Source organism: Plantibacter sp. CFBP 8798 (assembly GCF_014841195.1).
Taxonomy (GTDB): domain Bacteria; phylum Actinomycetota; class Actinomycetes; order Actinomycetales; family Microbacteriaceae; genus Plantibacter; species Plantibacter auratus.
This window is the reverse complement of record NZ_JACYTS010000004.1, coordinates 459,650-480,640: the sequence shown is the minus strand read 5'-3', so window position 1 is coordinate 480,640 and position 20,991 is coordinate 459,650. Positions and strand designations below refer to the sequence as shown.

Sequence of the window (20,991 nt, the reverse complement as noted above, 5' to 3'; positions counted from 1 at the left end):
CCGACGACACCTCCACCAGCCCGCCCCGATCGAAGGACCGCACATGTTCTCTGACCTCCACGGCCGCACGGCCGTCATCACCGGCGGGGCCCGCGGGCTCGGCTACTCGATCGCCACGGCGATCGCCGCGCAAGGCGTCCAGGTGGCGCTGCTCGACCTCCTGCCGACCGTCCACGAGTCGGCCGAGCGGTTGGCGTCCGAGTACGGCGTCCGCACCTCGGCGCATGCGGTCGACGTCACCGACGCCACCGCCGTCGAGGCCGCCTTCGCCGCTGCCGAGGCCGAGCTCGGCGCGCCGTCGCTGCTCGTGACCGCGGCGGGCATCACCATCTGGGGCGACAGCGTCGACGTGCCGGCGGACACCTGGCGGAAGGTGCTCGCCGTGAACCTCGACGGCACCTTCTTCGCCGCGCAGTCCTTCGCCCGTCGTGCCATCGCGGCGGGTCGGCCCGCCTCGGCCGTCTTCATCTCGTCGATGTCGGCGTTCATCGTGAACCAGCCGCAGTTCCAGGCCTCGTACAACGCCTCGAAGGCGGCGGTCAGTCACCTCGCGTCGTCACTCGCGGTCGAGTGGGCACCCTCCGGCGTCCGGGTCAACGCGATCGCCCCCGGGTACTTCCTCTCGGACATGACCCGCGAGTTCACCGAGGCGAACCCCGACCTCGCCGCCGAGTGGACCGCGGGCATCCCGGCGGGCCGGATGGGCCAGCCTGAGGACCTCCACGGGCTCGTCCTGCTGCTCGCGTCCGACGCCTCCTCGTACCTCACGGGCCAGAGCCTCGTCATCGACGGCGGCTACACCGCCCTCTGAGCCAGCCCCACCCGCCGAACCGACCACACCGACCCGAGGACCCGCCATGACGACGACGCCGCCCGAACAGACGCCCGACGACCAGGCCGACCGCGACGCCGTGTGGGGCGCCCGGCGTCGACGCTTCGTCGAAGCCCGATCCGGTGCCGTCGAGCGTGCGTGGGCTCCGCGTGCGGTCCGCGTCGACGACGGGCCGTCCACGGGCCGTCGTCAGATCGAACTGCGACACCTCGGCGGACTCGAGGTCACGGTCGAGGTCGACCAGTTCCTCGACCTCGGCGAGGCCTCCTGGAACGGCGAGGTCGTGTCCTTCGTCGCGCCGACGACCGCTCCGCAGGCCGAGAGCTGGGCCCGTCGCTGGCAGGGCGGTCTGCTGACGACCTGCGGGCTCACCGCGGTCGGCGTGGCCGCGGAGGCGGACGGCGGGATGCACGGTCGGGCGCATCGCATCCCGGCGACCGTGACCCGTCGCGAGGGGCGATGGACCGCGGCGGGCCGGTACGAGCTCCTCGTCGACGGCCTGCTCCGCGAGGGCGCCGTCTTCCAACAGAACCTCACGGTGACCCGTAGCATCCGAGCCGAGGTCGGCGTCGCGCGGATCCGTCTGCACGACGTCGTCCGGAACGAGGGGTTCGTCGCCGAGCCGGTGCGCCTGCTCTACCACGTGAACCTCGGCTGGCCGGTGCTGCACGGCGGTGCCGTCGTGGCGGCCGAGGCCGACGTCCCCGGCGGGGCGGGGTCCGAACGCCCGGACCCCGGTGGCTGGCGGCGGGTGATCGGCGAGCCCGAACCGGCTGCCGACGAGCAGGTCGACGCCCTCGACGCGGTCGCCGGGCCCGACGGCTGGTCCATCGCGACCCTGTCGGGCGAGGCCGGCACGGTCACGGTCCGCTTCCGGCCGGAGCAGTTGCCGTTCCTCACGGTGTGGCGGAGCACAGCCGCGGGGTCGTACGCCCTCGGCATCGAACCCGGCACCTGCTGGCCGAGTCACGCCGCCGGTCCGGATCGCGGGAAGGCGGGCCGGATCGTGGAGCCCGGGGAGTCGTTCGAGGTCGATCTCGAGATCGTGTTCGAGCCGGCGGCGGACGACTTCGGCGACTGAGCCCACCGGCCTCCGCCAGCATCCGGTTCCCGGTTTCCGAAGAATTCACGCTGGGGTATGTCATCGATGACATGAACGAGGTATGCTCGCCATGACATCGATGACATGGAGTCATCGTCGGAAGCCGACACGGACGTCGGAACCTGAACGGACACCGCTGTGCACCCTGCTGCGAACCTCGACTCGACCGCCGTCACCTCCGTGGCCTCGGATCGACTCGTCGCCGGCCTCGACCTCGGCAGCACCGGCGTCAAGATCCTCGTGACGGACGCCGACGGCGCCGAAGTCCTCATCCACCAGCTGCCCACCCCGTGGCTCGCCGGTCCAGGCGGCACGACCGTGATGGAGGCGGCGTCCCTCATCGCCACCGTCCGGGAGCTCCTCGACCACGTCGGTGCGGAACTCGTCGACCGGTTCGGGCCGGCCGCGCGGGTCCGGGCCCTCGCCGTCTCCGGCATGGGGGAGTCCGGGATCGTCCTCGACGCCGTCGGCCGGCCCGTCGCGCCCGCCATCGCCTGGTTCGATCCGCGCGGCGCCGAACAGCTCGCGGCCCTCCCGGCCGACATCGCCGAGCAGTTCGCCGGTCGGACCGGCCTGCCGCTCGGCGTGCAGGTCTCGGTCATCAAGCTCCTCCACCTCCGCGACGCCGGACTCGACCTCGCCGGAACGCGGTGGCTCAACCTGCCGGAGTACCTCGTCTCGGCCCTCGGCGGCGAGGAGGCCGCCGAGTACTCGCTCTCGTCGCGCACCGGCCTGCTCGATCAGGACACGGGGGAGCCGTGGCCCGAACTGCTCGACCACCTCGGCGTCGACGCGACGTTCCTCCCGCCGTTCACCGACGCCGGTGCCCCGCTCGGCGCCGCGAGCAGCCCGTGGGTGCCGCCGGTCTTCTCCGGTGCGGCCCTGACCGTCGCCGGCCACGACCACCTCGTGTCGGCCGTCTCCACCGGCTCGTTCCCCGCCGAGCGGTACCACGTGTCGATGGGCACGGCCGAGGTCCTGCTGCGACGCCTCGACGAACCACTCCCGTTCGCCGCCCGGGAGCGCCTCGCCGAGGTGTTCATCAACTGCGTCCGTCACGTCGTGCCGGGCACCTGGGTGCTCGTCGCCGGCGTCAAGACCGGCCTGCTCATGCGTCGCACCCTCCAGCTCGTCGGGGTGACCGACCGCGCAGGGCGCGACCGCCTGGACGACGAGGTCATGGCGCTCCCGGCGGGCGGGCTGCTCGGCGACGGCGACATCTCGGTCGCGGGCGCCCGGAACGACGACGGCGTCCTCAAACTCACGGTCCGTGCCGACGGGGCGGGACCGGCAGAGATCTTCGAAGCGGTGCTCCAGCACGGCAACGACGAACTCGCCGTGCTCATCGCGGCGATGGACCGCGAGGTCGCACCCGCCACCTCGGCGCTGCTCACCGGCGGCTGGGCCAGCATGCGGTCCGTGCAACGCGCCCGAGCCGCCGTCCTGCCCGGCGTGCAGGTGTCGCACCGGTCCCAGGACACGGCATACGGCGCAGCCGTCTTCGCCGGGGCCCTCCTCGAACCAGCCATCTCCCGACCACACCCCTGACCGACCGACCACCCGACGACCCAGACCGATCCTCCCCGGCGCGACCGCTGCCGGGATCAGACCCCATCCGAAGCACAAGGAGCACCTCATGAACGCAGTAGCCACCAGGACCAACGAGCTGACGACGCTCGAACGCCGTGCCATGGCCACGATCAGCACCCCGGGCGGCGGCATGCTCATCGTCGCCGGCGACCAGCGCAACGGCATGAAGGCCGTCATGACCGACGCCCCGAACGGCGCGGCCGGCATCAGCCGTGACGAACTCGCCGAGGCCAAGAGCGACCTCGTCCGGTTCCTCGGCAACCACGCACCCGCCATCCTCCTCGACCCGGAGGTCGCCCTCCCGCTCGTCGTCGACGAGCGCACTCTCTCCCGCACGACCGGTCTCGTCGTCGGCATGGACTCCTCGGGCTTCGACACCGAGAACGGTCTGCGCCGGACGAAGTACGTGCCCGGCATGGACGCCCGTCGGGTCCGCGAACTCGGTGGCGACGCCGCCAAGATGCTCTTCTACCTGCGCTCCGACCAGCGAGAGGCCGAGCAGGTCGTCATCGACGAGATCGCCCGCCTCGTGGAGGAGTGCACCGCCGAGGGCGTGCTGCTCATCGTCGAGATCCTCGTCTACCAGCTCGACGGCGAGAGCGACGAGGCCTACGCCGAGATCTTCCCCGAGCTCGTGCGCGGCGCCGCGGAGATCTCCGTCGCCGCCGGTTCCAAGGTCCTGAAGCTCCAGTACCCGGGCTCCGCAGAGGCCGCCGCAGCCGTGACCGAGGCCGCCGCCGGTGTGCCGTGGGCCGTGCTGTCCGCCGGCGTCGACCACGAGACCTTCGTCGGCCAGGTCCGCACCGCGGTCGAGAACGGTGCCGGCGGCGCGATGGCCGGTCGTTCGCTGTGGAAGGATAGCCTTTCGATCTCGTCGGCGAAGCGTGAGGAACTGCTCACCAACCGTGCGCTGCCTCGCCTCCGTGAGCTCGAGCAGGTCATCGAGACCGCGCTCGCCGGTCGCTGACGGATCGCGGGCGGCGTCCTCGGTCGCCGCCCGCGAACCAGCCCGATCCGACCACGCCACCAAGGCGGAACCACCCGAGGAGCAGCCATGGCCACGATGCAGGACGTGGCGTCCCTCGCCGGGGTGAGCTCGAAGACGGTCTCCCGCGTGTTCAACGACGACCCGCACGTGCTCCCGGAGACGCGGTCGCGGGTCGAATCGGCCATGCGGGAACTGAACTACGTCCCGAACGTCCTGGCGCGCACCTTCCGCGCCGGGCGGTCCTCCTCCGTCGGCGTCGCGGTCCCGGACGTCGTCGACCCCTTCTTCGCCGCGGTCGTCCGAGCCGTCGAGGAGGTCTGCTCCGTCTCGGGCATCACCACCCTCGTCACGAGCATCGGCGACGACCCGGCGCGCGAGCGTGCCGTGCTCGACTCGCTGCTCCGGTCACAGCTCATGGGGCTCGTCCTCGCGCCCGTCGCGGAGGACCAGTCGTGGCTCGCGCCGTGGGCCGAGCACACACCCATCGTGTTCGTCGACCGGGCCCCCGGTGGGCTCGACGCCGACAGCTTCGTCGAGGACGACCACCGCGGCGCCTACCTCGCGACGAGGCACCTGCTCGAGCATGGGCACACCCGGGTCGCCTTCATCGCCGACTCGGCACACCCGCCGAGCACCCGTCGCCGACTCGAGGGCTACCGTTCGGCGCTCGCCGAGAGCGGGATCGACCTCGACGACGCCCTCGTCAGCCTCGACGCGACGGACCGCGAACCGGCCGCCGCCGTTGTCGACGGTCTCCTCGCCCTCGCCTCCCCGCCGACGGCCCTGTTCTCGGCCAACGCGCGGGTGACGATGGCGCTCGTTCCAGCGCTGCGCTCGCGGGGGATCGCCTCGCTCGGCTTCGGCGACTTCCCGATGGCCGACCAGCTCGATCCGGCGGTCAGCGTCATCGAACAGGACCCGGCACGACTGGGCCGCCTGGCCGCCACCCGGGCGCTCGCCCGTTTCGGTGACGCGGACGGTGAGCACGAGCGCAGCACCGTCGTCCCCGTCGGGCTCCTCCTTCGGGAGTCCTGCGGCTGTCACCTCACCGCGTGATCCCCCGGGCGGCGGATGCGCCCCGCGCCGTCGCTCCGTAGCGTGGGAAGCTGTTCGCGACCACGGGGGATCACATGCAGCGACCGGACGAGACACCGATCGAGGGCGGCTGGGCGCCGATCGGACAGCCCGCGCCTGGACCGATCCGGACGCCGCTCGCCGACGGATCGCCGGCACCAGCACCGGCACCAGCCGCGGCTCCGGTGATCGGTGCCGCCGGGCGCGCCGTGCTCGCGCAGCAGCCGGAGTCTGCGGCGGACCGCCAGCGCCGGCGCAACCGCGAGCTGGCCCCGATCCTGCCCCCCAGGGTCCCGTGGGTCGCCGTCACGGTCTTCACCGTGCTCGCCGTGGGCCTCGCCTGGCTCATCGCCGCACCGCTGTGGCTGTCGGGTGAGGGACTCGCGAACCCCTGGTTCCAGCTCATCGCCCTCGGCATGATGTACACCCCGACCATCGCCGCGCTCGTCGTGGTGCTGTTTGTCGCCCGCCCGAGGAGCATCCCGCGGCTGCTCGGACTCGCGCCGCTGCGTCCCCTCGGCCGGACCCTCGGGCTCTGCGCGGCGGCGCTCGTCGGGTTCCCCGTCCTCGCGTTCTGCTCCATGTTGCTCGGGCAGGCCATGGGGCTCATCGAGCTCGACCTCGTCGGCCTGTCCGGTCTCGCCGCCATCATGACCGCCTCGGGCGCCGGCGAGCTCGGGCGGGACGACCTCACCACGGTCGCCCTGGTCCAGCTCCTCACCCTGCCCCTCGGCGTCCTGGTGGCATCGCTGTCCGCGTTCGGGGAGGAACTCGGCTGGCGCGGCTGGTTGCTGCCGAACCTCCTGCCGCTCGGCACCTGGCCCGCCCTCCTCCTCTCCGGGGTGATCTGGGGCGTGTGGCACGCACCGCTCATCCTCCTCGGCTACAACTACCAGCGGACCGACGTCCTCGGCCTGCTCCTCATGGTGGGCTGGTGCATGCTGCTCGGTGTCCTCATCGGCTGGTTGCGTCTCCGCTCCGCCTCGGTCTGGCCGGCGGTGATCGCCCACGGCGCGGTGAACGCCGCCGTCGGGGCACTGCTGCTGTTCGCCAGCCCGACGTCGATGCAGGACACCGACAGTGTGTTCGGCACCCTGCTCGGCTGGCCGGGCTGGATCCTCCTCGCAGCGACGACGCTCATCCTGGTCGTCACCGGCCAGTTCGGTAAACGTGCGGTTCCCGGACTGCGTGGCTCGGAGGCAGCCTCGCCCGTGAGCTGACCCTCCGACGCATGCGCGCCGCGTATGAGTCGCACCGGGCAGGCTGCTTGTCCGCCGCGTCGACGCTTGGTGCACTGGGACGATGCGCAGACCCGATCTCCCCGATCTCCCCGAGGCATCCGTCCGCCCACGTGCCGCCCACGCTCGCCGTCACGGCGGTGGGGTGAGTGCACGGGTCCGCCGTCGGCGCCTCATCGTCGGCATCGCAGGCGGCCTCGTGCTCGCACTCCTCGGGGGTGTCGGTGCGCTGGCACTGCGACTGCAGGGCAACCTCAGCTCCGAGGCCATCGCCGCCCCGACCGGACGTCCGACCGAGCCCGCGCAGCCGGGCGCACCGGACCCGGCGGTCAACGTCCTCCTCCTCGGCTCTGACAGCCGTGACCTCGCGGTCGGCGACTACGGCGAGGACACCGGCACCAAGCGCAGCGACGCGATGGTGCTCGTGCACGTGTCCGAGGGCAACACCCGGATCGACGCGATGCAGATCCCGCGTGACACGCTGACCGACCTGTCGATGTGCACGGACACCGGGCGAGGGACGCCCGACGACTACGGGATGGTGAACGCGGCCTTGAACTCGGGGGCCGCCTGTTCGGTCGCCGCGGTGCAGGCGATGACCGGTGTGCCGATCGACCACTTCGTCGAGCTCGACTTCAGCGGCTTCCAGGCGATCGTCAACGGCATGGACGGGCTGGCGGTGTGTCTGCCGTCGGACATGGAGGACCCCTATTCGAACCTCGCGCTGCCCGCTGGAGCACAGGTCATCGACGGGACGCAGGCGCTCGCGCTCGCCCGCACCCGGCATGCGGTGGGTGACGGCAGCGACATCTCGCGCCTCGGCAACCAGCAGATGGTGATGTCCGCGATCGTGCAGCGGGCGCTGAGTGCCGAGGTGCTCACCCGGCCGGACCGCCTCATCCGCTTCCTGGACGCGGTCACCTCCTCGCTCACCGTCGACACCGCGCTCGGCGACCTCGCGAGCCTGACCTCGCTCGCGCACCGGGTCTCGCAGGTGCCGGCGTCGGCCATCACCTTCCTGACCATGCCGTGGACCGAGGCGCCGTCGGACGCCAACCGGGTCGTCCCGAGCGATGACGCCGCGATCGTCTTCTCGAGCCTCGCCACCGATGTCCCGGTGCCGATCGCGGGAACCGCTGATGCGTCCCCCGCCGAGCCGGTCGCCCCGGTCGAACCGGTGCGGGTCGAGGCGGTCAGCGTCCTCAACGGCTCGCAGACGAACGGGGTCGCGACGGCGACCGCCGACCGACTGACCGCCCTCGGCTACACCGTCGCGTCGATCGGCGACGCGGAGACGGACACGCCGGTCACACTCCTGCTCGCGCGCGACTCGGACGTGGCTCGGGCGACGGCCGCCTCGCTCGCCCAGGAGTTGGGGATCACGGTCGTCGTGAGCGGTGAACCGGGACCGGACGAGGAGGACGTCGTGCTCGTCATCGGCGACGACTTCGCCTCACTGACCCCGCCTGCCGCGCCGGCGCCCGTCGAAGTCGAGTCCCGCAACGCCGCCGCGGACCTCTGCGGCTGACGCGGGTCGTCCTCAGTCCCCGGGTGGGACCCGCTCCGCCAAACGGAGGAAGGCACTCACGGCGGGTGTCCCGACGCTGTCGTGGCGCACGAGCAGGCCGATGCTCCTCGTGACCGGTGCCGGGAACCGGCGGACCCGGGCGCCGTTCGCCGCGGCCCAGTCGGCGAGACGCTCGGGCACCACGGTCAGCCCGACGCCGGCGGTCGCGAACCGCGTGAGCGCGTCGCGCTGGGTGGTCACGATGACCCGCGGTGGCTGCACGCCGAAGCGGGCGTAGGCCTCGTCGGTCACGGCGCGCATCGACGTCCCGCGCGGCAGGGTCACCAGGGTGTGCGCGGCCAGCTCGTCGCCGGTGATGGTCGGCGGCGTGTGCTCGGCCTCGCGCTCGGCGACGGTCCTGAGGCCGGGGAGGACGATCGCGAACCGCTGTTCCTCCAGGAGCCGCACCTCGACACCGGGGCCGGCGGTGGCCACATCGGCCACGCCGAGGTCGATGCGCCCGAGGTCGACGGCCTCGAGCAGTTCGGCGGAGTCGACGGCGCCCGTGACCTCGATGCGGACGTCGGGGTGCGCGGCATGGAACCGGGCGACGAGCTCCGGGACGTGGGTCGCGACGAGCGAGGGGAGCGCGCCGATGCGGAGCGTGCCGGCGGTGAGCGCCTGCTGGGCGTCGGCGAGCGCGCGGAGCCCGTTCGCCTCCTGCAGCATCCGCCTCGCCGGGCCGAGCACGGACCGGCCGGCGTCGGTGACCTGCATGCGCCGACCGACCCGGGTGAAGAGCGCAAGCCCGAGGTCCGTCTCGCAGCGTTGGATGCGTCTCGTGAGCGAGGGCTGCGAGATCCGGAGGACGTCGGCCGCTGCGGCGTACGATCCGTAGTCGACGACCGCGACGACCGCCTCCAGCTGCTCCAGGTTCATGCGTCGTGGGTCCGGATCATGCCTCCACGCTACCGACACCTGCTGGAGATCCCTGGGCGCCGGGGTCCACCCCGCAGCAGGATGCTTCGCCGCGGAAGCTCCCGCCCCGGGCGGATCTCCTGCCGGAGCCTACCGAGTGCAGGCGTCGAAGACGTGGGCGGGGTCGCCAGCCGTCCGGAGGTCGCGGTCGCGCAGGATCGTGGAGAACGGGACCTGCGGATCAGCGCACACCTCGTCGAAGGTGCCGCGCAGGTCGTCGGTGTACTCGATGTCCAGCACGGCGCCTCCGTACACCTCGGTGTAGGTGGCGCACTCGTCGAAGCGGTGGCACTCCTCCGCGACGGCGAAGTCGAACCCGACGTCGTCCCGCCCTCGCGTGCCCAGCTCGGCGGCGTTCTTCTGCCCGATGAGGAGGCCCGCGTCGTGGGCGAGGTCGGCGTACCGGGTGGCGAGGGCGATCGCGTCCTCCACGGTGAGTCGACCGTCGGACCGGGTGTACGAGTCGAGGTTGTCGATCTCGACGGCGTCGAAGCCGGCCTCCGCGCAGCGGGTGATGCTCGCACCGACCCGCTCGGCGATGCGCGCGCGACGGTCGTCGGTGGAGAGGTCGAAGATGAGTTCATCGGGCCAGTTCTCGTCGATGACCGGTTCACCGGCGTCGTCGGTGAGGACGAGGTCCGGCTCGGCCAGCCAGGCGTCGCGATCGGCCGGTTGGCTCTGGAACCCGTTGACGTAGCAGATGGAGTACCGGTCGGGGTCGGGGGAGTCGGTGCTGTCGCGGGCGACGCCGCCCACCCCTGCCGCCGGTTCGTAGCCGCCACCCAGCTGGTAGTCGAAGACGACGTCCGTGGGGAAGCCACCCGCTGAGTGGGTCGGTCCGGTGTCGGAGCTCGCACCGCTCGGGAACGTGGAGCAGCCGGCGGCGGTGACCGCGAGCAGGAGGGCGGCGCCCGCGGCGATGAGTAGGTGCGCGCGACGGGGGAGACGGGTCATGGCTCCAGCCTAGGTCGCGGTCCCGTCCCGGGGTCGCCGCTCAGCCGGTACCGTTGGGGCATGAAGTATCTGGTGTTGTTCTCCGCGGGTGCCGCGCTCATCGTGCTCGGGGTCGTCTTCGCGTTGCTCCTGGAGCTGCCGGTCGGGTTCCGGATCGCCGGGCTCGTCGCCATGCTCCTCGGCACCGTCGTCATGGGTGTGAACATCGGTCTCCAGTTCTTCGACCGCCGCAAGGAGCGCGCACGTCGGCTCTGAACCCTGACTGCGCAACCACCTGACCCGGTCGGTTCCCCGGCGTTACCCTCGATGGAACCCACCTCCACCGAGGCGGGACGACGACAACCCGGAGGCATCGTGGCGCGCGCGCTCTTCATCATCGACGTACAGAACGATTTCACCGAGGCCGGTGCGCTCGGCGTGGACGGCGGCGAGGTCGTCGCCGCGGGGGTCACGCAGCTGTTGGCCGAGCACGGGGACGAGTACGCGCACGTGTTCGCCTCACGCGACTGGCACGATCCCGAGGGTGACAACGACGGTCACTTCGCGACGGGTGAGCCCGACTACGTGACGAACTGGCCGGTGCACTGCGTCGCGGGGAGTGCAGGCGCCGAGTACCACCACGCGCTCGACACCAAGAGCGTCGACACCCACATCCGCAAGGGCCAGGGTGACCACGGATACTCGATCTTCGAGGGCGTGACGCCCGAGGGTCTGAGCCTCGACGAGGTCCTCACGGATGCCGGCATCACGGAGGTCGACGTCGTGGGTCTCGCGACCGACTACTGCGTCCGCCGGAGTGCGCTCGACGCCATCGAGCACGGCCTGCAGGTCCGCGTGCTCGCAGGTCTCGTCGCGCCCGTCGACCGGGCCGCCGGGGATGCGGCGCTCGCCGAGATCGCTGAAGCCGGGGGAGTCGTCGTCCCCGCCTGAACTCCGTCGCCGGGCACCCGACGCAGATAGTAAGCTAGCTGCATATTCTTTCGAGCAGGGCGAGAACGGGGCGCGCGCATGACGCACGGACGACACGGCGGAACGCAGACGGACGCGGACACCCGGACGCAGCAGCGGGATCGGGCGGGTGCGCCGCGGTGGCTGCGGGTCGTGCTCCCCGCGGTCCTCATCCTCCTCTGGCTCACGGCCGCCGGCGTCGGCGGTCCGTACTTCGGGAAGGTGAGCGAGGTCGCGACCAACGACCAGACGAGCTTCCTCCCCGCGAGCGCTGACGCGACCGGGGTGCAGACGGCACTCGACGGGTTCCGGGAGGGTGACGACATCCCGGCCCTCGTGCTGTTCGTCCGCGACGGCGGGATCACCGACGAGGACCGGGCGGCGATCGACGACGAGCTCTCAGCCCTGTCCTCCACCGAGGGCGTCGCCGACGGCGTCTCTCCGGCCATCCCCTCCGAGGACGGCGACGCGGTCGAGGTCTTCGTCCCGATCAGCGGCGACGCGGAGGTCGGCGACGTCGTCGAGGCCCTCCGTGCGCAGCTCGCCGAAGCCGCCCCGGCCGGCCTCGACGTCTTCGTCACCGGCCCGGCAGGGTTCACCGCCGACCTCACCGACGCCTTCGCCGGCATCGACGGCATCCTCCTCCTGACCGCGCTCGGCGCCGTCTTCCTCATCCTCATCGTCGTGTACCGCTCGCCGGTCCTCCCGTTCCTCGTGCTCGGCACCTCGCTGTTCGCCCTCTGCACCGCACTCCTCACCGTGTGGTGGCTCGCGAAGGCCGGCGTCGTCCTGCTGAACGGCCAGGTCCAGGGCATCCTCTTCATCCTCGTGATCGGTGCGGCGACCGACTACTCGCTGCTCTACGTCTCGCGGTACCGGGAGGCCCTCCGCGACCACGAGCGGCGGTGGGATGCGACGTGGGCTGCGCTCCGCGGATCGTTCGAGCCGATCGTCGCGTCGGGCGGCACCGTCATCGCCGGTCTGCTCTGCCTGTTGCTCAGCGACCTGAACTCGAACAAGGCGCTCGGACCGGTCGCCTCGATCGGGATCGTCTTCTCGGTCCTCGCGGCGCTCACCTTCCTGCCGGCGCTCCTGCTGGCCTGCGGTCGCACCTCGTTCTGGCCGTTGCGCCCGAAGGTCGGGAGCGAGCACCGGGTGCGCGCCTCGTCGACCGACGACACCGCCGTGCCGACCACTGGCCTGTGGGGTGGGATCGCCCGCCTCATCTCCCGTCACGCCCGCGTCGTCTGGATCGGGAGCACCCTGCTCCTCCTGGTCGCGAGCCTCGGGGTCGTCCAGCTCAAGGCGGACGGCGTCGCCCAGAGCGACCTCATCCTCGGCACGTCCGAGGCCCGCGACGGTCAGGCCGCCCTCGGTGAGCACTTCCCGGCCGGTTCGGCGAGCCCCGTGTACGTCCTCACGCAGGAGGGCGATGCCGCGCAGGTCATCGGGATCCTCGAGAAGGCCGACGGTCTCGACAGCGTCCAGGTGCTGTCGAGCGACTCCGCGACGGGCGCCGCGGATGCGACGGTGAGCGACGGGGAGGCGGTGTTCACGGCTCCCGCCGCGGGGCCGCCGGGGACCCCGGTGGCGTCCGCCGAACCGACGGTCGACGACGGCCGCATCCTGCTCCAGGCGACGCTCGACGCGGCACCGGACTCGACGACGGCGGAGGAGAGCGTGCGACAACTGCGCTCGACCCTCGACGCCGAGGTCGGCACCCACACACCGGTCGGCGGCGTCACGGCGACCGCCATCGACTCGAACGACGCGTCCATCCACGACCGGAACCTCATCATCCCGGTGGTGCTCGCCGTCATCCTCCTCATCCTCATGCTGCTGCTCCGCTCGGTGCTCGCCCCGGTGCTGCTGATCCTCAGCGTGGTGGTGTCCTTCGGGGCGGCCCTCGGGGTCTCCGCGCTCGTGTTCAACCACGTGCTCGGGTTCCCGGGCGCGGATCCGAGTGTGCCGCTCTACGGCTTCGTCTTCCTCGTGGCGCTCGGGATCGACTACAACATCTTCCTCATGACGAGGGTCCGCGAGGAGTCGCTGCGGGTCGGAACGAGGGCCGGCGTGCTGCGGGGGCTGGCGATCACGGGTGGCGTGATCACCTCGGCCGGACTCGTGCTCGCGGCCACGTTCGCGGCGCTGGGCGTCATCCCGATCCTGTTCCTCGCGCAGATCGCGTTCATCGTGGCGTTCGGGGTCCTCCTCGACACGATCATCGTCCGGACGCTGCTCGTCCCAGCCCTCAGCCACGACATCGGGAGCGCCATCTGGTGGCCGTCGAAGCTCGCGAAGGGTCGTGTCGAGCACCGGCACGCGGCCTGACCGAGGCGGTCGCGACCGGTTACCCCTGCTCAGCGAGGAACGCCAGCACGGCGTCCTTGAACGCCCGCGACGAGACCGCGTTGAAGTGTTCGCGGCCGGGCAGCCCCACGTAGCGGGCACTGGCGGCTTCGGCGAGCCGCCGACTCCCGGCGGCGACCGCGTCGTCGTCTCCGGTCACGAGCAACATGGGCAGTGGCGGCACCTCGGCCGTGCTCGGCTGCGGTCCTCCACGGAGGCCGTCCACCAGGGCGATGAGCGCCTCAACGTCGTTGCCCGGGACGCCCTCGGCCATCGTCACGTACGTGTCGGTGAGGGCGTGGGCGATCGTCGTCCCGGTCCTCACGTGGTGACGGGCCGCCTCCAGGTCGAAGTCGCGGAGCGAGTCGCCCTCGGGGAGGCCGCCGAGGCTGAGGGAGCGCACGCGGTCGGGGTGCCGGACGCCCAGCCGCCAACCCACCCGGGAGCCCAGCGAGTACCCGAGGTAGTGCGGCTCGTCGACGCCGTAGCCGTCGAGGACGGACAGGACGTCGTCGACGAGGATGTCGAGGCGGTATGCGGCCGGATCCGTCGGTTTGTCCGAGGCTCCGTGACCGCGTTGGTCGAGGGTCAGCAGGCGGTACCCGGCGCGCGTGAGCGTGCGTGTCCACCCGGCGAGGTCCCAGTTGAGTCCGGCGCTCGAGGCGAAGCCGTGCACTGCGATGATCGTGCCGAGGTCGCCTGTGCCCGGAGCCGGTTCGTGGAGGTATGTCGCTACCCGGATACCGTCCGTCGACATGACGTAGGTGGGTGCGGTCGGGGCAGGCTGAGGAAGCACCCGTCAACGATACCCGCGGTGGCGCCGCACAGGCTCAGTCGACGGCGACCGGTCGTGGTCCCTGCTGCATCATCTCGGAGAGGTACGGGGCGACGACGCTCGTGGAGATGCGGCAGTCGAGCAGGAGGACGCCTTGTGCCCCGGCGTGGACCCAGTCGGTGAGTCCGTCGAGGTCCGCGAGCGTGTCGACCGTCACGCCCTGGCCCCCCAGGGCGCGCGCGAGGGCGGCGAAGTCGACCTCGTCGATGAGCATCGGGGTCTGGTCGAGTCCACGCGAGCCGTACTGGTGGACCTCGGCTCCGTAGGCCGCGTCGTTGAAGACCACGATCACGCCGCTCGGCACCGTGCGGATGACGGTGTCGAGGTCGGGGAGCGCCATGAGGCCGCCGCCGTCGCCGGTGCACAGGACGGTGGTGCCCGTGTGCCCGGCCGCCGCGGCACCGACGGCGCTCGGGAACCCGAGTCCGATCGACTGGTACGCCGTCCCGACCATGACGAGGCGATCGGGGGAGGGGATGTCGAAGTACATCGGCGCCCAGCCGATGAAGTGGCCGCCGTCCTGCACGACCGTGCGGTCGGCCGGGAGCAGCTCGTCCAGTCGGTGCGCGAGGCTTCGTGGGTCGAGGCGCCCGTCCGCGCACAGCCCGTCGCCGGTCGAACCGTCACCCAGGTCGCGGTCGAGGTGCGGTGCTGGGCGGGCGCGGCCGGCCGACGCGACCCATCCGGACCCCGCGCCGTCGGAGAGCCGTTCCAGGAGACCTGCGGCTGCGAGGGCCGCGTCACCGTGGATGAGCTCGTCGACCCTGGCGTTCGTCGGGGCGTCGGCGAGGTCGACCTGGATGACGTGCGCGTCGGCGGAGAAGGCCTCGCCGAACCGCATCGTGAACTGGTTGAGGCCGGCGCCGACGACGAGCACGACGTCCGCTTCGGCGATGCGTGTCGCGGCGTGCTCCGTCGCGAAGCCGCCGGCCACCCCGAGATCACGGGGGCTGGAACCGAAGAGCCCGCGTCCGAGCGCCGTGGTGGCGGTGTGGGCGTCGAGCCGCTCGGCGAGCTCGCCGAGGACGGGTCCGGCGTCGGCCAGCCAGGCTCCACGCCCGGCCAGGATGAGCGGACGGTGTGCGCTGCGCAGGGCGGCGGCGGCGGTGTCCAGGCGCCGTGCGACGGGCTCCACGCGGGACGGCCGGACGAGCGCCGGGTGGTGTGGTGTCCCGTCCGCCCGCAGCGGCTCGTCGGACGCCACGGCGGCGAGGTCGTAGGGGATCGCGAGCACGACCGCGGTCCGGCGGTGGACGGCGTGCTCGATGGCCCGCAGCGTGGTCGCGGTGGCGTCGTCACGACCGACGGTGAAGGTCGGGGCACCGAGCCCGGCGGCGACCTGGAACTGGTCGACGTCCCAGGGGCGGGTACCGGTGGTCGGGGCGTCACCCACGACGAGGACCAGCGGGATCTGGGCCATCACCGCCTCCGCGAGGGGTGTCAGGGTGTTGGTGAATCCGGCTCCGTAGGTCGCGGTCGCGGCAGCGAGACCGCCGCCCGCGCGGGCGTAGGCGTCGGCTGCGGCGACACCGCCGGCCTCGTGCCGCATGGCGGTGAAGCGGGTCGTGGTCGAGGCGAGGGCGTCGAGGAGGTGCGCGTTGCCGTTGCCCATGACGCCGAACACCTCGGAGACATGGCGGCTGAGTGCCTGTGCCACCCGGGCGGAGACGGTGGAGGAGCGGATCGACGTGAGAACGGTCGACGAAGCGTGTTCGGACATGGGAGACCTTCGAGAACGTGGACGGATGGGATTCCGTGTGTGTCTCGCCGGTGCTGGCCGCGCTATCGCCCTTTTTTCGAGCAACGACCCCCGTGTTGCGGAGTCTGACGAGCACACTCTACTCCGCGGTGACCGCGCTGCACAGTGCGGCCGCGACAGCATCCGCTCCACATGCGTGACGCCTGCCGGACAGTCGGACCCGGGTTCGATCAAGGCTTGCTCCATGACCCACATCGTGCAGGCCAATGCGGCCGAAGACCTCCTCGCCCTCATCCCCGGACTCGTCGGAAGCACTCCGAGATCGAGTCTCGTCGTCGTCCTGTTCGCGGGCCGTCACAGCCGCGGCGCACTCCAGGTGCACCTGCCGGCCGGAACGGACGTCGACCGGCAGGTGGCGGACGCCGCCGCGGAGCGCGCCCTCGGATTCGCCTGCCGGGCCCCGGGTGTCGACGCCATCGTGCCCGTGGTCTACACGGACGACGCGTTCGGAGCAGGGGCGGAGCCGCCGGGCAGGACCATCGCCGACGCTGTCCTCGAGCTGGCGAGCGCACAGGGGTTCATGGTCAAAGACGCGCTCTGCTCGGCCGCTGACGGCTGGGGCTCCTACCTCGACCCTGCACTCCCCGCCGGAGGGCGCTCGCCGGGGATCGTGGCCTCGGCGGCGGTCCCGCCGGTCCCACCGCTCCCGTGGGAGCTCGTCACGACCGAGGTCCCGCGGGTGGACGTGGCGACGTTCGCAGCCGTCGACCTCGAGTACCGGGTGCTCTGCGCTCGACTGGCCTCCATGCTCGACGCGGCCGCCGATCACGCGCGCACGACCTGGCGGATCGACGTCGGAGACGCCGTGGAACGACTCGACGGCCTTCCTGCGGTCTTCGAGGACGCGCTCGACCGCGGCGTCGATGCGATGACCCCTCGGGAAGTGGCCTACCTGTTGCTGAGCCTGTCACGCCCGTGGGCGAGCGATCTCGCCCTCATGCAGTGGGCGTTCGGGCGCGAGCTGGGCGAGGAACTCGACGACGCCGAACGCGCGTACGGGCATCCGCCGGTCGGGACGGACGACCCGGAGGTGTTCCACCGGGTCGCCCACCTGCTGGTCGGCGACGGACCGCATCCCGACGTCCAGCGCATCCGTGCGGCGAGCAGCCTGCTCCTCGGTGTCGCGGCGCGAGCGTCGGCGTCGGCACGCGTCGCGCCGCTCGCCATGCTCGCCTGGCTGTCGTGGGCGCTCGGCCAGAGCACGCGCGCGACCGCCTTCCTCGCCGAGCTGGTCGACGCGGAGCTGGACCACCCGCTGGCGGCGACCGTCGGTTCGCTGATCCGCCAGGGGCACCTCCCGGCCTGGGCGTTCTGCAGCACCCCGGGAACACACGACGGCGTCGCCGCCCCCAGCGATCAGCCCGCCGCGTGACGCTCGAGGAAGTCGTAGACCTCGGAGTCGTCGACGCCGGGGAAGGTGCCGCTCGGCAGCGGGGAGAGGATGTGGGTGTGCAAGCGGGCGCTCGGCCAGGCCTGCTCCCGCCACTTGTCGGCGAGGTCCGACGGCGGTCGACGGCAGCAGGTCGGGTCCGGGCAGGTGGAGACCGCACGCGTCGTGGTCTCCCGTCCGCGGAACCACTTCGCCTCGCCCCAGGGCACGCCGACCGAGATCGAGAACTCCCCGGCCTCGGTCGTGCCGGTCTGCGTCGCGCACCAGAAGGTACCGGCCGGGGTGTCGGTGTACTGGTAGAGCTCCGTGGTGCGGTTCGTCCGCGCGAAGGCGTTCCGCGCGCTCCACTTCCGGCACACGATCTGGCCCTCCACCGCGCCCGTCACGTCGACGGGCAGCGGCAGCGCATCGTTCTCATAGGCCTTCGAGATCGCCCCGTCCTCGGAGACTCGCAGGAAGTGCAGGCGCATGTCGAGCCGGGCGGTCGCCAGGTTGGTCAGGCGCAGCGCCGCGGCCTCATGGGTGACCCCGAAGGCGTCGCGGAAGTCCTCGACGGCCAGGTTGCGATCGCGCTTGGCCTGCTGCAGGAACGACACGGCGGCCGTCTGCGGCATGAGCGCCGCCGCCGCGAAGTAGTTGATCTCGAGCCGTTGCCGGAGGAACTCCGCGTAGCTCGTCGGACGCTGGTGCCCGAGCAGGCGGTGCGCCATCGCCTGCAGGGCCATGGATCGCAGGCCGTGTCCGCCGGGGATCGAGGCCGGTGGCAGGTAGATGCGCCCGTTCTCGAGATCGGTGACGCTGCGGGCGGAGTGCGGCAGGTCGTTGACGTAGATGAGGTCGAAGCCGAGCTGTTCCGCCATGATGCTCACCGTGCGGTGGGTGAGTGCGCCGGTGCTGTGCCCCGCGCGCAGCACGCGCGACTCCGCGAGTTCCTCGATCTCGGGCAGGTGGTTGTCGCGCTCCCGCATCCACTCCCGCAACTCGGTGTTGGCACGCCGTGCCTCCTCCGGGGTCGCGATCGCCTCGCTCGCGTGCCGCTGCAGTTCGCGGTGCAGGCCCACGAGTGCGCGGAGGGCCTCGTCGGGGATGCCCTTCGACGGCTTGACGATCGGCAGGGTCAACTCGCCGTAGAGCGCACTGCGCTGGAGGCGGTCCAGCTCGATCTCCAGCGCTGCGCGGGGGTTCGGTGCCTCCTTCGACAGGAGGTCGGTCAGGTCGACCCCGAGCGCGGTCGTCAGCTCCTGCAGCACCGACAGCTTCGGCTCGCGCTTCCCGTTCTCGATGAGGGAGAGCTGGCTCGCCGCCAGCCCGACCCGTTCGCCGAGGTCGTCGAGGGTGAGGCCTCGCCGGGTCCGGAAGTGCCGGATCCGATGGCCGAGCGTGAGGAGCTCGGCAGCGGCGTTCGATGCGGGAGTCGGCGTCATTCCTTCACCGTATCGAAAGAACAGTGATTCTTGAAGGGTGGAAGACCGTGAAGATCGATCGAAATGGGCGCATGGTGGCTCTACGACCACTTCTTGACCGTCCCACCAACGCCGGAGGAACGCATGTCCATCGCAGCACTGATTCCCGACACCGCACCCGCTCCCGCCGCCCGCGTGGGGCTCCGAGCGGTGCCGCGCCCGAAGCGGACCGGCCTCGACGAGCTGCACGCCTGGGTCGACGACCTGGCGGCCCTCCTGGAGCCGTCCGCGATCCACTGGGTCGACGGCTCCGCGAGCGAGTCGCACCGGCTCACCCACCAGCTCGTCGAGGAGGGGAAGCTGATCAAGCTCAACCCGGAGTGGCGGCCGAACAGTTTCCTCGCCCGCAGCGATCCGCGCGACGTCGCGCGCGTCGAGGACCGCACCTTCATCTGCTCCGAGCAGGAGGAGGACGCCGGCCCGACGAACAACTGGCGCGATCCCGTGGCGATGCGCGACGAATTGCACGGGGTCTTCGCCGGCAGCATGCGCGGCCGCACGATGTACGTCGTGCCGTTCTCGATGGGCGCGGTCGGCGGGCCGCTCTCGCAGCTCGGCGTGCAGATCACCGACTCGGCGTACGCGGTCCTCAGCATGGGCATCATGACGCGGATGGGCGACCGCGTCCTCGAGCTCATCGCCGACGGACAGCCGTGGGTCCGGACCGTCCACTCGGTCGGCGCTCCGCTCGAAGCGGGGCAGGCCGACGTGGTCTGGCCGTGCAACGACACCAAGTACATCGTCCAGTTCCCGGAGACGCGCGAAGTGTGGTCGTTCGGTTCCGGCTACGGCGGTAACGCACTCCTCGCGAAGAAGTGCTTCGCGCTGCGGATCGCCTCGGTCATCGGACGCGACGAGGGCTGGCTGGCCGAGCACATGCTGCTGGTCCGGGTCGTCTCGCCGGAAGGCCGGGCGTTCCACATCGCCGCCGCGTTCCCCTCGGCCTGTGGCAAGACGAACCTCGCGATGCTGCGGCCGACGATCCCCGGGTGGACGGTCGAGACCCTCGGCGACGACATCGCATGGATCCGGCCCGGCGACGACGGACGTCTGTACGCCATCAACCCGGAAGCAGGCTTTTTCGGGGTCGCACCCGGCACGGGCGCCGGCACGAATGCGACAGCCGTCGACACCCTGTGGGGCAACACGATCTTCACCAACGTCGCGCTCCGCGACGACGGAGACGTCTGGTGGGAGGGACTGACCCCCGAGCCGCCCGCCCACCTCGTCGACTGGCAGGGGCGGGACTGGACGCCCGAGTCGGGGCGCCCGGCGGCCCACCCGAACTCGCGGTTCACCGTCGCGGCGGCGCAGTGCCCGTCGATCGCCGACGACTGGGACGCGGCCGACGGCGTCCCGCTCGACGCGATCCTCTTCGGCGGGCGTCGTGCCACGAACGTCCCGCTCGTGGTCGAGGCCAGCAGCTGGGAGCACGGCGTGTTCATGGGTGCGACCATCTCCTCCGAGCAGACCGCCGCCGCTGAGGGCACGGTCGGGGAGCTCCGTCGCGACCCCTTCGCGATGCTCCCGTTCTGCGGCTACAACATGGCGGACTACTGGAGTCACTGGTTGCGGGTCGGCGGTGCACTCGAGCACGGCAAGGCGCCGCGGATCTTCCAGGTCAACTGGTTCCGGAAGGACGCCGACGGCTCCTTCCTGTGGCCTGGCTTCGGCGAGAACTCGCGGGTCATCGAGTGGATCGTGCGGCGGCTCGAGCACGAGGTCGACGCACGGGAGTCGGCGATCGGCCGGTTGCCCGTCCTCGACGAGCTGAACCTCGACGGCATCGACGTGCCCGAGGCCGACCTCGACGCCCTGTTCGCCGTCGATCGCGAGTCCTGGCTCGTCGAGTGCGACCTCACCGAGTCCTTCTTCGACACCTTCGGCAACCGGGTCCCGGCCGCCCTCCGTGCGGAACTCGCCGCCCTGCGCTACCGCCTCCGGTCCTGATGTGTCCGCTCGCCCGACGACGGTCGGGCGAGCG

General features: G+C 71.6%; 17 protein-coding genes. 12 read left to right on the top strand and 5 right to left on the bottom strand.

Annotated elements, in window-relative coordinates; translation table 11 throughout:
• The first annotated feature begins 43 nt into the window (after positions 1 to 43).
• From IFU30_RS19785 to IFU30_RS19755, 7 genes are all read left to right on the top strand, one after another.
• Complete coding sequence (locus IFU30_RS19785) at positions 44 to 811, top strand: SDR family oxidoreductase (RefSeq protein WP_079707361.1); 768 nt, start codon at positions 44 to 46, stop codon at positions 809 to 811.
• A gap of 46 nt (positions 812 to 857) precedes the next feature.
• Positions 858 to 1,913 carry a DUF4432 family protein gene (locus IFU30_RS19780; RefSeq protein WP_192006847.1) on the top strand — a complete coding sequence of 352 codons (1,056 nt, stop codon included), beginning with the start codon at positions 858 to 860 and terminating at the stop codon, positions 1,911 to 1,913.
• A 159-nt stretch (positions 1,914 to 2,072) separates the two neighbouring features.
• Positions 2,073 to 3,482 carry an FGGY family carbohydrate kinase gene (locus IFU30_RS19775; protein ID WP_197977666.1) on the top strand — a complete coding sequence of 470 codons (1,410 nt, stop codon included), beginning with the start codon at positions 2,073 to 2,075 and terminating at the stop codon, positions 3,480 to 3,482.
• 88 nt (positions 3,483 to 3,570) lie between these two features.
• A complete protein-coding gene (locus IFU30_RS19770; RefSeq protein ID WP_197479028.1) occupies positions 3,571 to 4,491 on the top strand; it encodes a hypothetical protein in 921 nt (306 codons plus the stop codon).
• Between the two features lie 87 nt (positions 4,492 to 4,578).
• Complete coding sequence (locus IFU30_RS19765) at positions 4,579 to 5,568, top strand: LacI family DNA-binding transcriptional regulator (RefSeq protein WP_191941509.1); 990 nt, start codon at positions 4,579 to 4,581, stop codon at positions 5,566 to 5,568.
• Positions 5,569 to 5,642: 74 nt separating this feature from the next.
• The gene (locus IFU30_RS19760) at positions 5,643 to 6,806 is read left to right on the top strand and encodes a CPBP family intramembrane glutamic endopeptidase (RefSeq protein WP_192006846.1); all 1,164 of its coding nucleotides are present in this window, start codon (positions 5,643 to 5,645) and stop codon (positions 6,804 to 6,806) included.
• Between the two features lie 82 nt (positions 6,807 to 6,888).
• Positions 6,889 to 8,352 (top strand): LCP family protein, encoded by a 1,464-nt coding sequence (locus IFU30_RS19755; RefSeq protein ID WP_192006845.1) that lies wholly within the window; start codon positions 6,889 to 6,891, stop codon positions 8,350 to 8,352.
• Positions 8,353 to 8,364: 12 nt separating this feature from the next.
• Here IFU30_RS19755 and IFU30_RS19750 read toward each other — a convergent pair whose 3' ends face one another.
• Positions 8,365 to 9,270 carry a LysR family transcriptional regulator gene (locus IFU30_RS19750; RefSeq protein ID WP_192006844.1) on the bottom strand — a complete coding sequence of 302 codons (906 nt, stop codon included), beginning with the start codon at positions 9,268 to 9,270 and terminating at the stop codon, positions 8,365 to 8,367.
• A gap of 129 nt (positions 9,271 to 9,399) precedes the next feature.
• Positions 9,400 to 10,263: an endo alpha-1,4 polygalactosaminidase gene (locus tag IFU30_RS19745; protein ID WP_192006843.1), complete on the bottom strand. Its 864-nt coding sequence runs from the start codon at positions 10,261 to 10,263 to the stop codon at positions 9,400 to 9,402.
• A gap of 60 nt (positions 10,264 to 10,323) precedes the next feature.
• On the opposite strand from IFU30_RS19745, the gene IFU30_RS19740 reads away from it, so the two are divergent.
• The 3 genes from IFU30_RS19740 (at position 10,324) to IFU30_RS19730 (ending at position 13,542) form a co-directional block, all read left to right on the top strand.
• Entirely contained in the window at positions 10,324 to 10,518 is a 195-nt protein-coding gene (locus IFU30_RS19740; protein WP_079707354.1) for a hypothetical protein, read from the top strand.
• Positions 10,519 to 10,617: 99 nt separating this feature from the next.
• Entirely contained in the window at positions 10,618 to 11,193 is a 576-nt protein-coding gene (locus tag IFU30_RS19735; protein ID WP_192006842.1) for an isochorismatase family protein, read from the top strand.
• A gap of 78 nt (positions 11,194 to 11,271) precedes the next feature.
• Positions 11,272 to 13,542: an MMPL family transporter gene (locus tag IFU30_RS19730; RefSeq protein WP_192006841.1), complete on the top strand. Its 2,271-nt coding sequence runs from the start codon at positions 11,272 to 11,274 to the stop codon at positions 13,540 to 13,542.
• A 19-nt stretch (positions 13,543 to 13,561) separates the two neighbouring features.
• Here IFU30_RS19730 and IFU30_RS19725 read toward each other — a convergent pair whose 3' ends face one another.
• Positions 13,562 to 14,356, bottom strand: a complete 795-nt coding sequence (locus IFU30_RS19725; RefSeq protein WP_342450902.1) for an alpha/beta fold hydrolase — start codon at positions 14,354 to 14,356, stop codon at positions 13,562 to 13,564.
• Between the two features lie 34 nt (positions 14,357 to 14,390).
• The gene (locus IFU30_RS19720; protein ID WP_192006840.1) at positions 14,391 to 16,115 is read right to left on the bottom strand and encodes a thiamine pyrophosphate-binding protein; all 1,725 of its coding nucleotides are present in this window, start codon (positions 16,113 to 16,115) and stop codon (positions 14,391 to 14,393) included.
• 223 nt (positions 16,116 to 16,338) lie between these two features.
• On the opposite strand from IFU30_RS19720, the gene IFU30_RS19715 reads away from it, so the two are divergent.
• Positions 16,339 to 17,526, top strand: coding sequence for a DUF4192 family protein (locus tag IFU30_RS19715; RefSeq protein ID WP_192006839.1), 1,188 nt, complete (start codon positions 16,339 to 16,341; stop codon positions 17,524 to 17,526).
• On the opposite strand, the gene IFU30_RS19710 is transcribed toward IFU30_RS19715, so the two are convergent.
• Positions 17,511 to 18,968: a helix-turn-helix transcriptional regulator gene (locus tag IFU30_RS19710; RefSeq protein ID WP_124769726.1), complete on the bottom strand. Its 1,458-nt coding sequence runs from the start codon at positions 18,966 to 18,968 to the stop codon at positions 17,511 to 17,513. The two genes, IFU30_RS19715 and IFU30_RS19710, sit on opposite strands and share 16 nt — an antisense overlap.
• A 123-nt stretch (positions 18,969 to 19,091) precedes the next feature.
• Between IFU30_RS19710 and IFU30_RS19705 the strand changes: the two genes are divergently transcribed.
• Positions 19,092 to 20,957: a phosphoenolpyruvate carboxykinase (GTP) gene (locus IFU30_RS19705; RefSeq protein WP_192006838.1), complete on the top strand. Its 1,866-nt coding sequence runs from the start codon at positions 19,092 to 19,094 to the stop codon at positions 20,955 to 20,957.
• Positions 20,958 to 20,991: the final 34 nt, after the last annotated feature.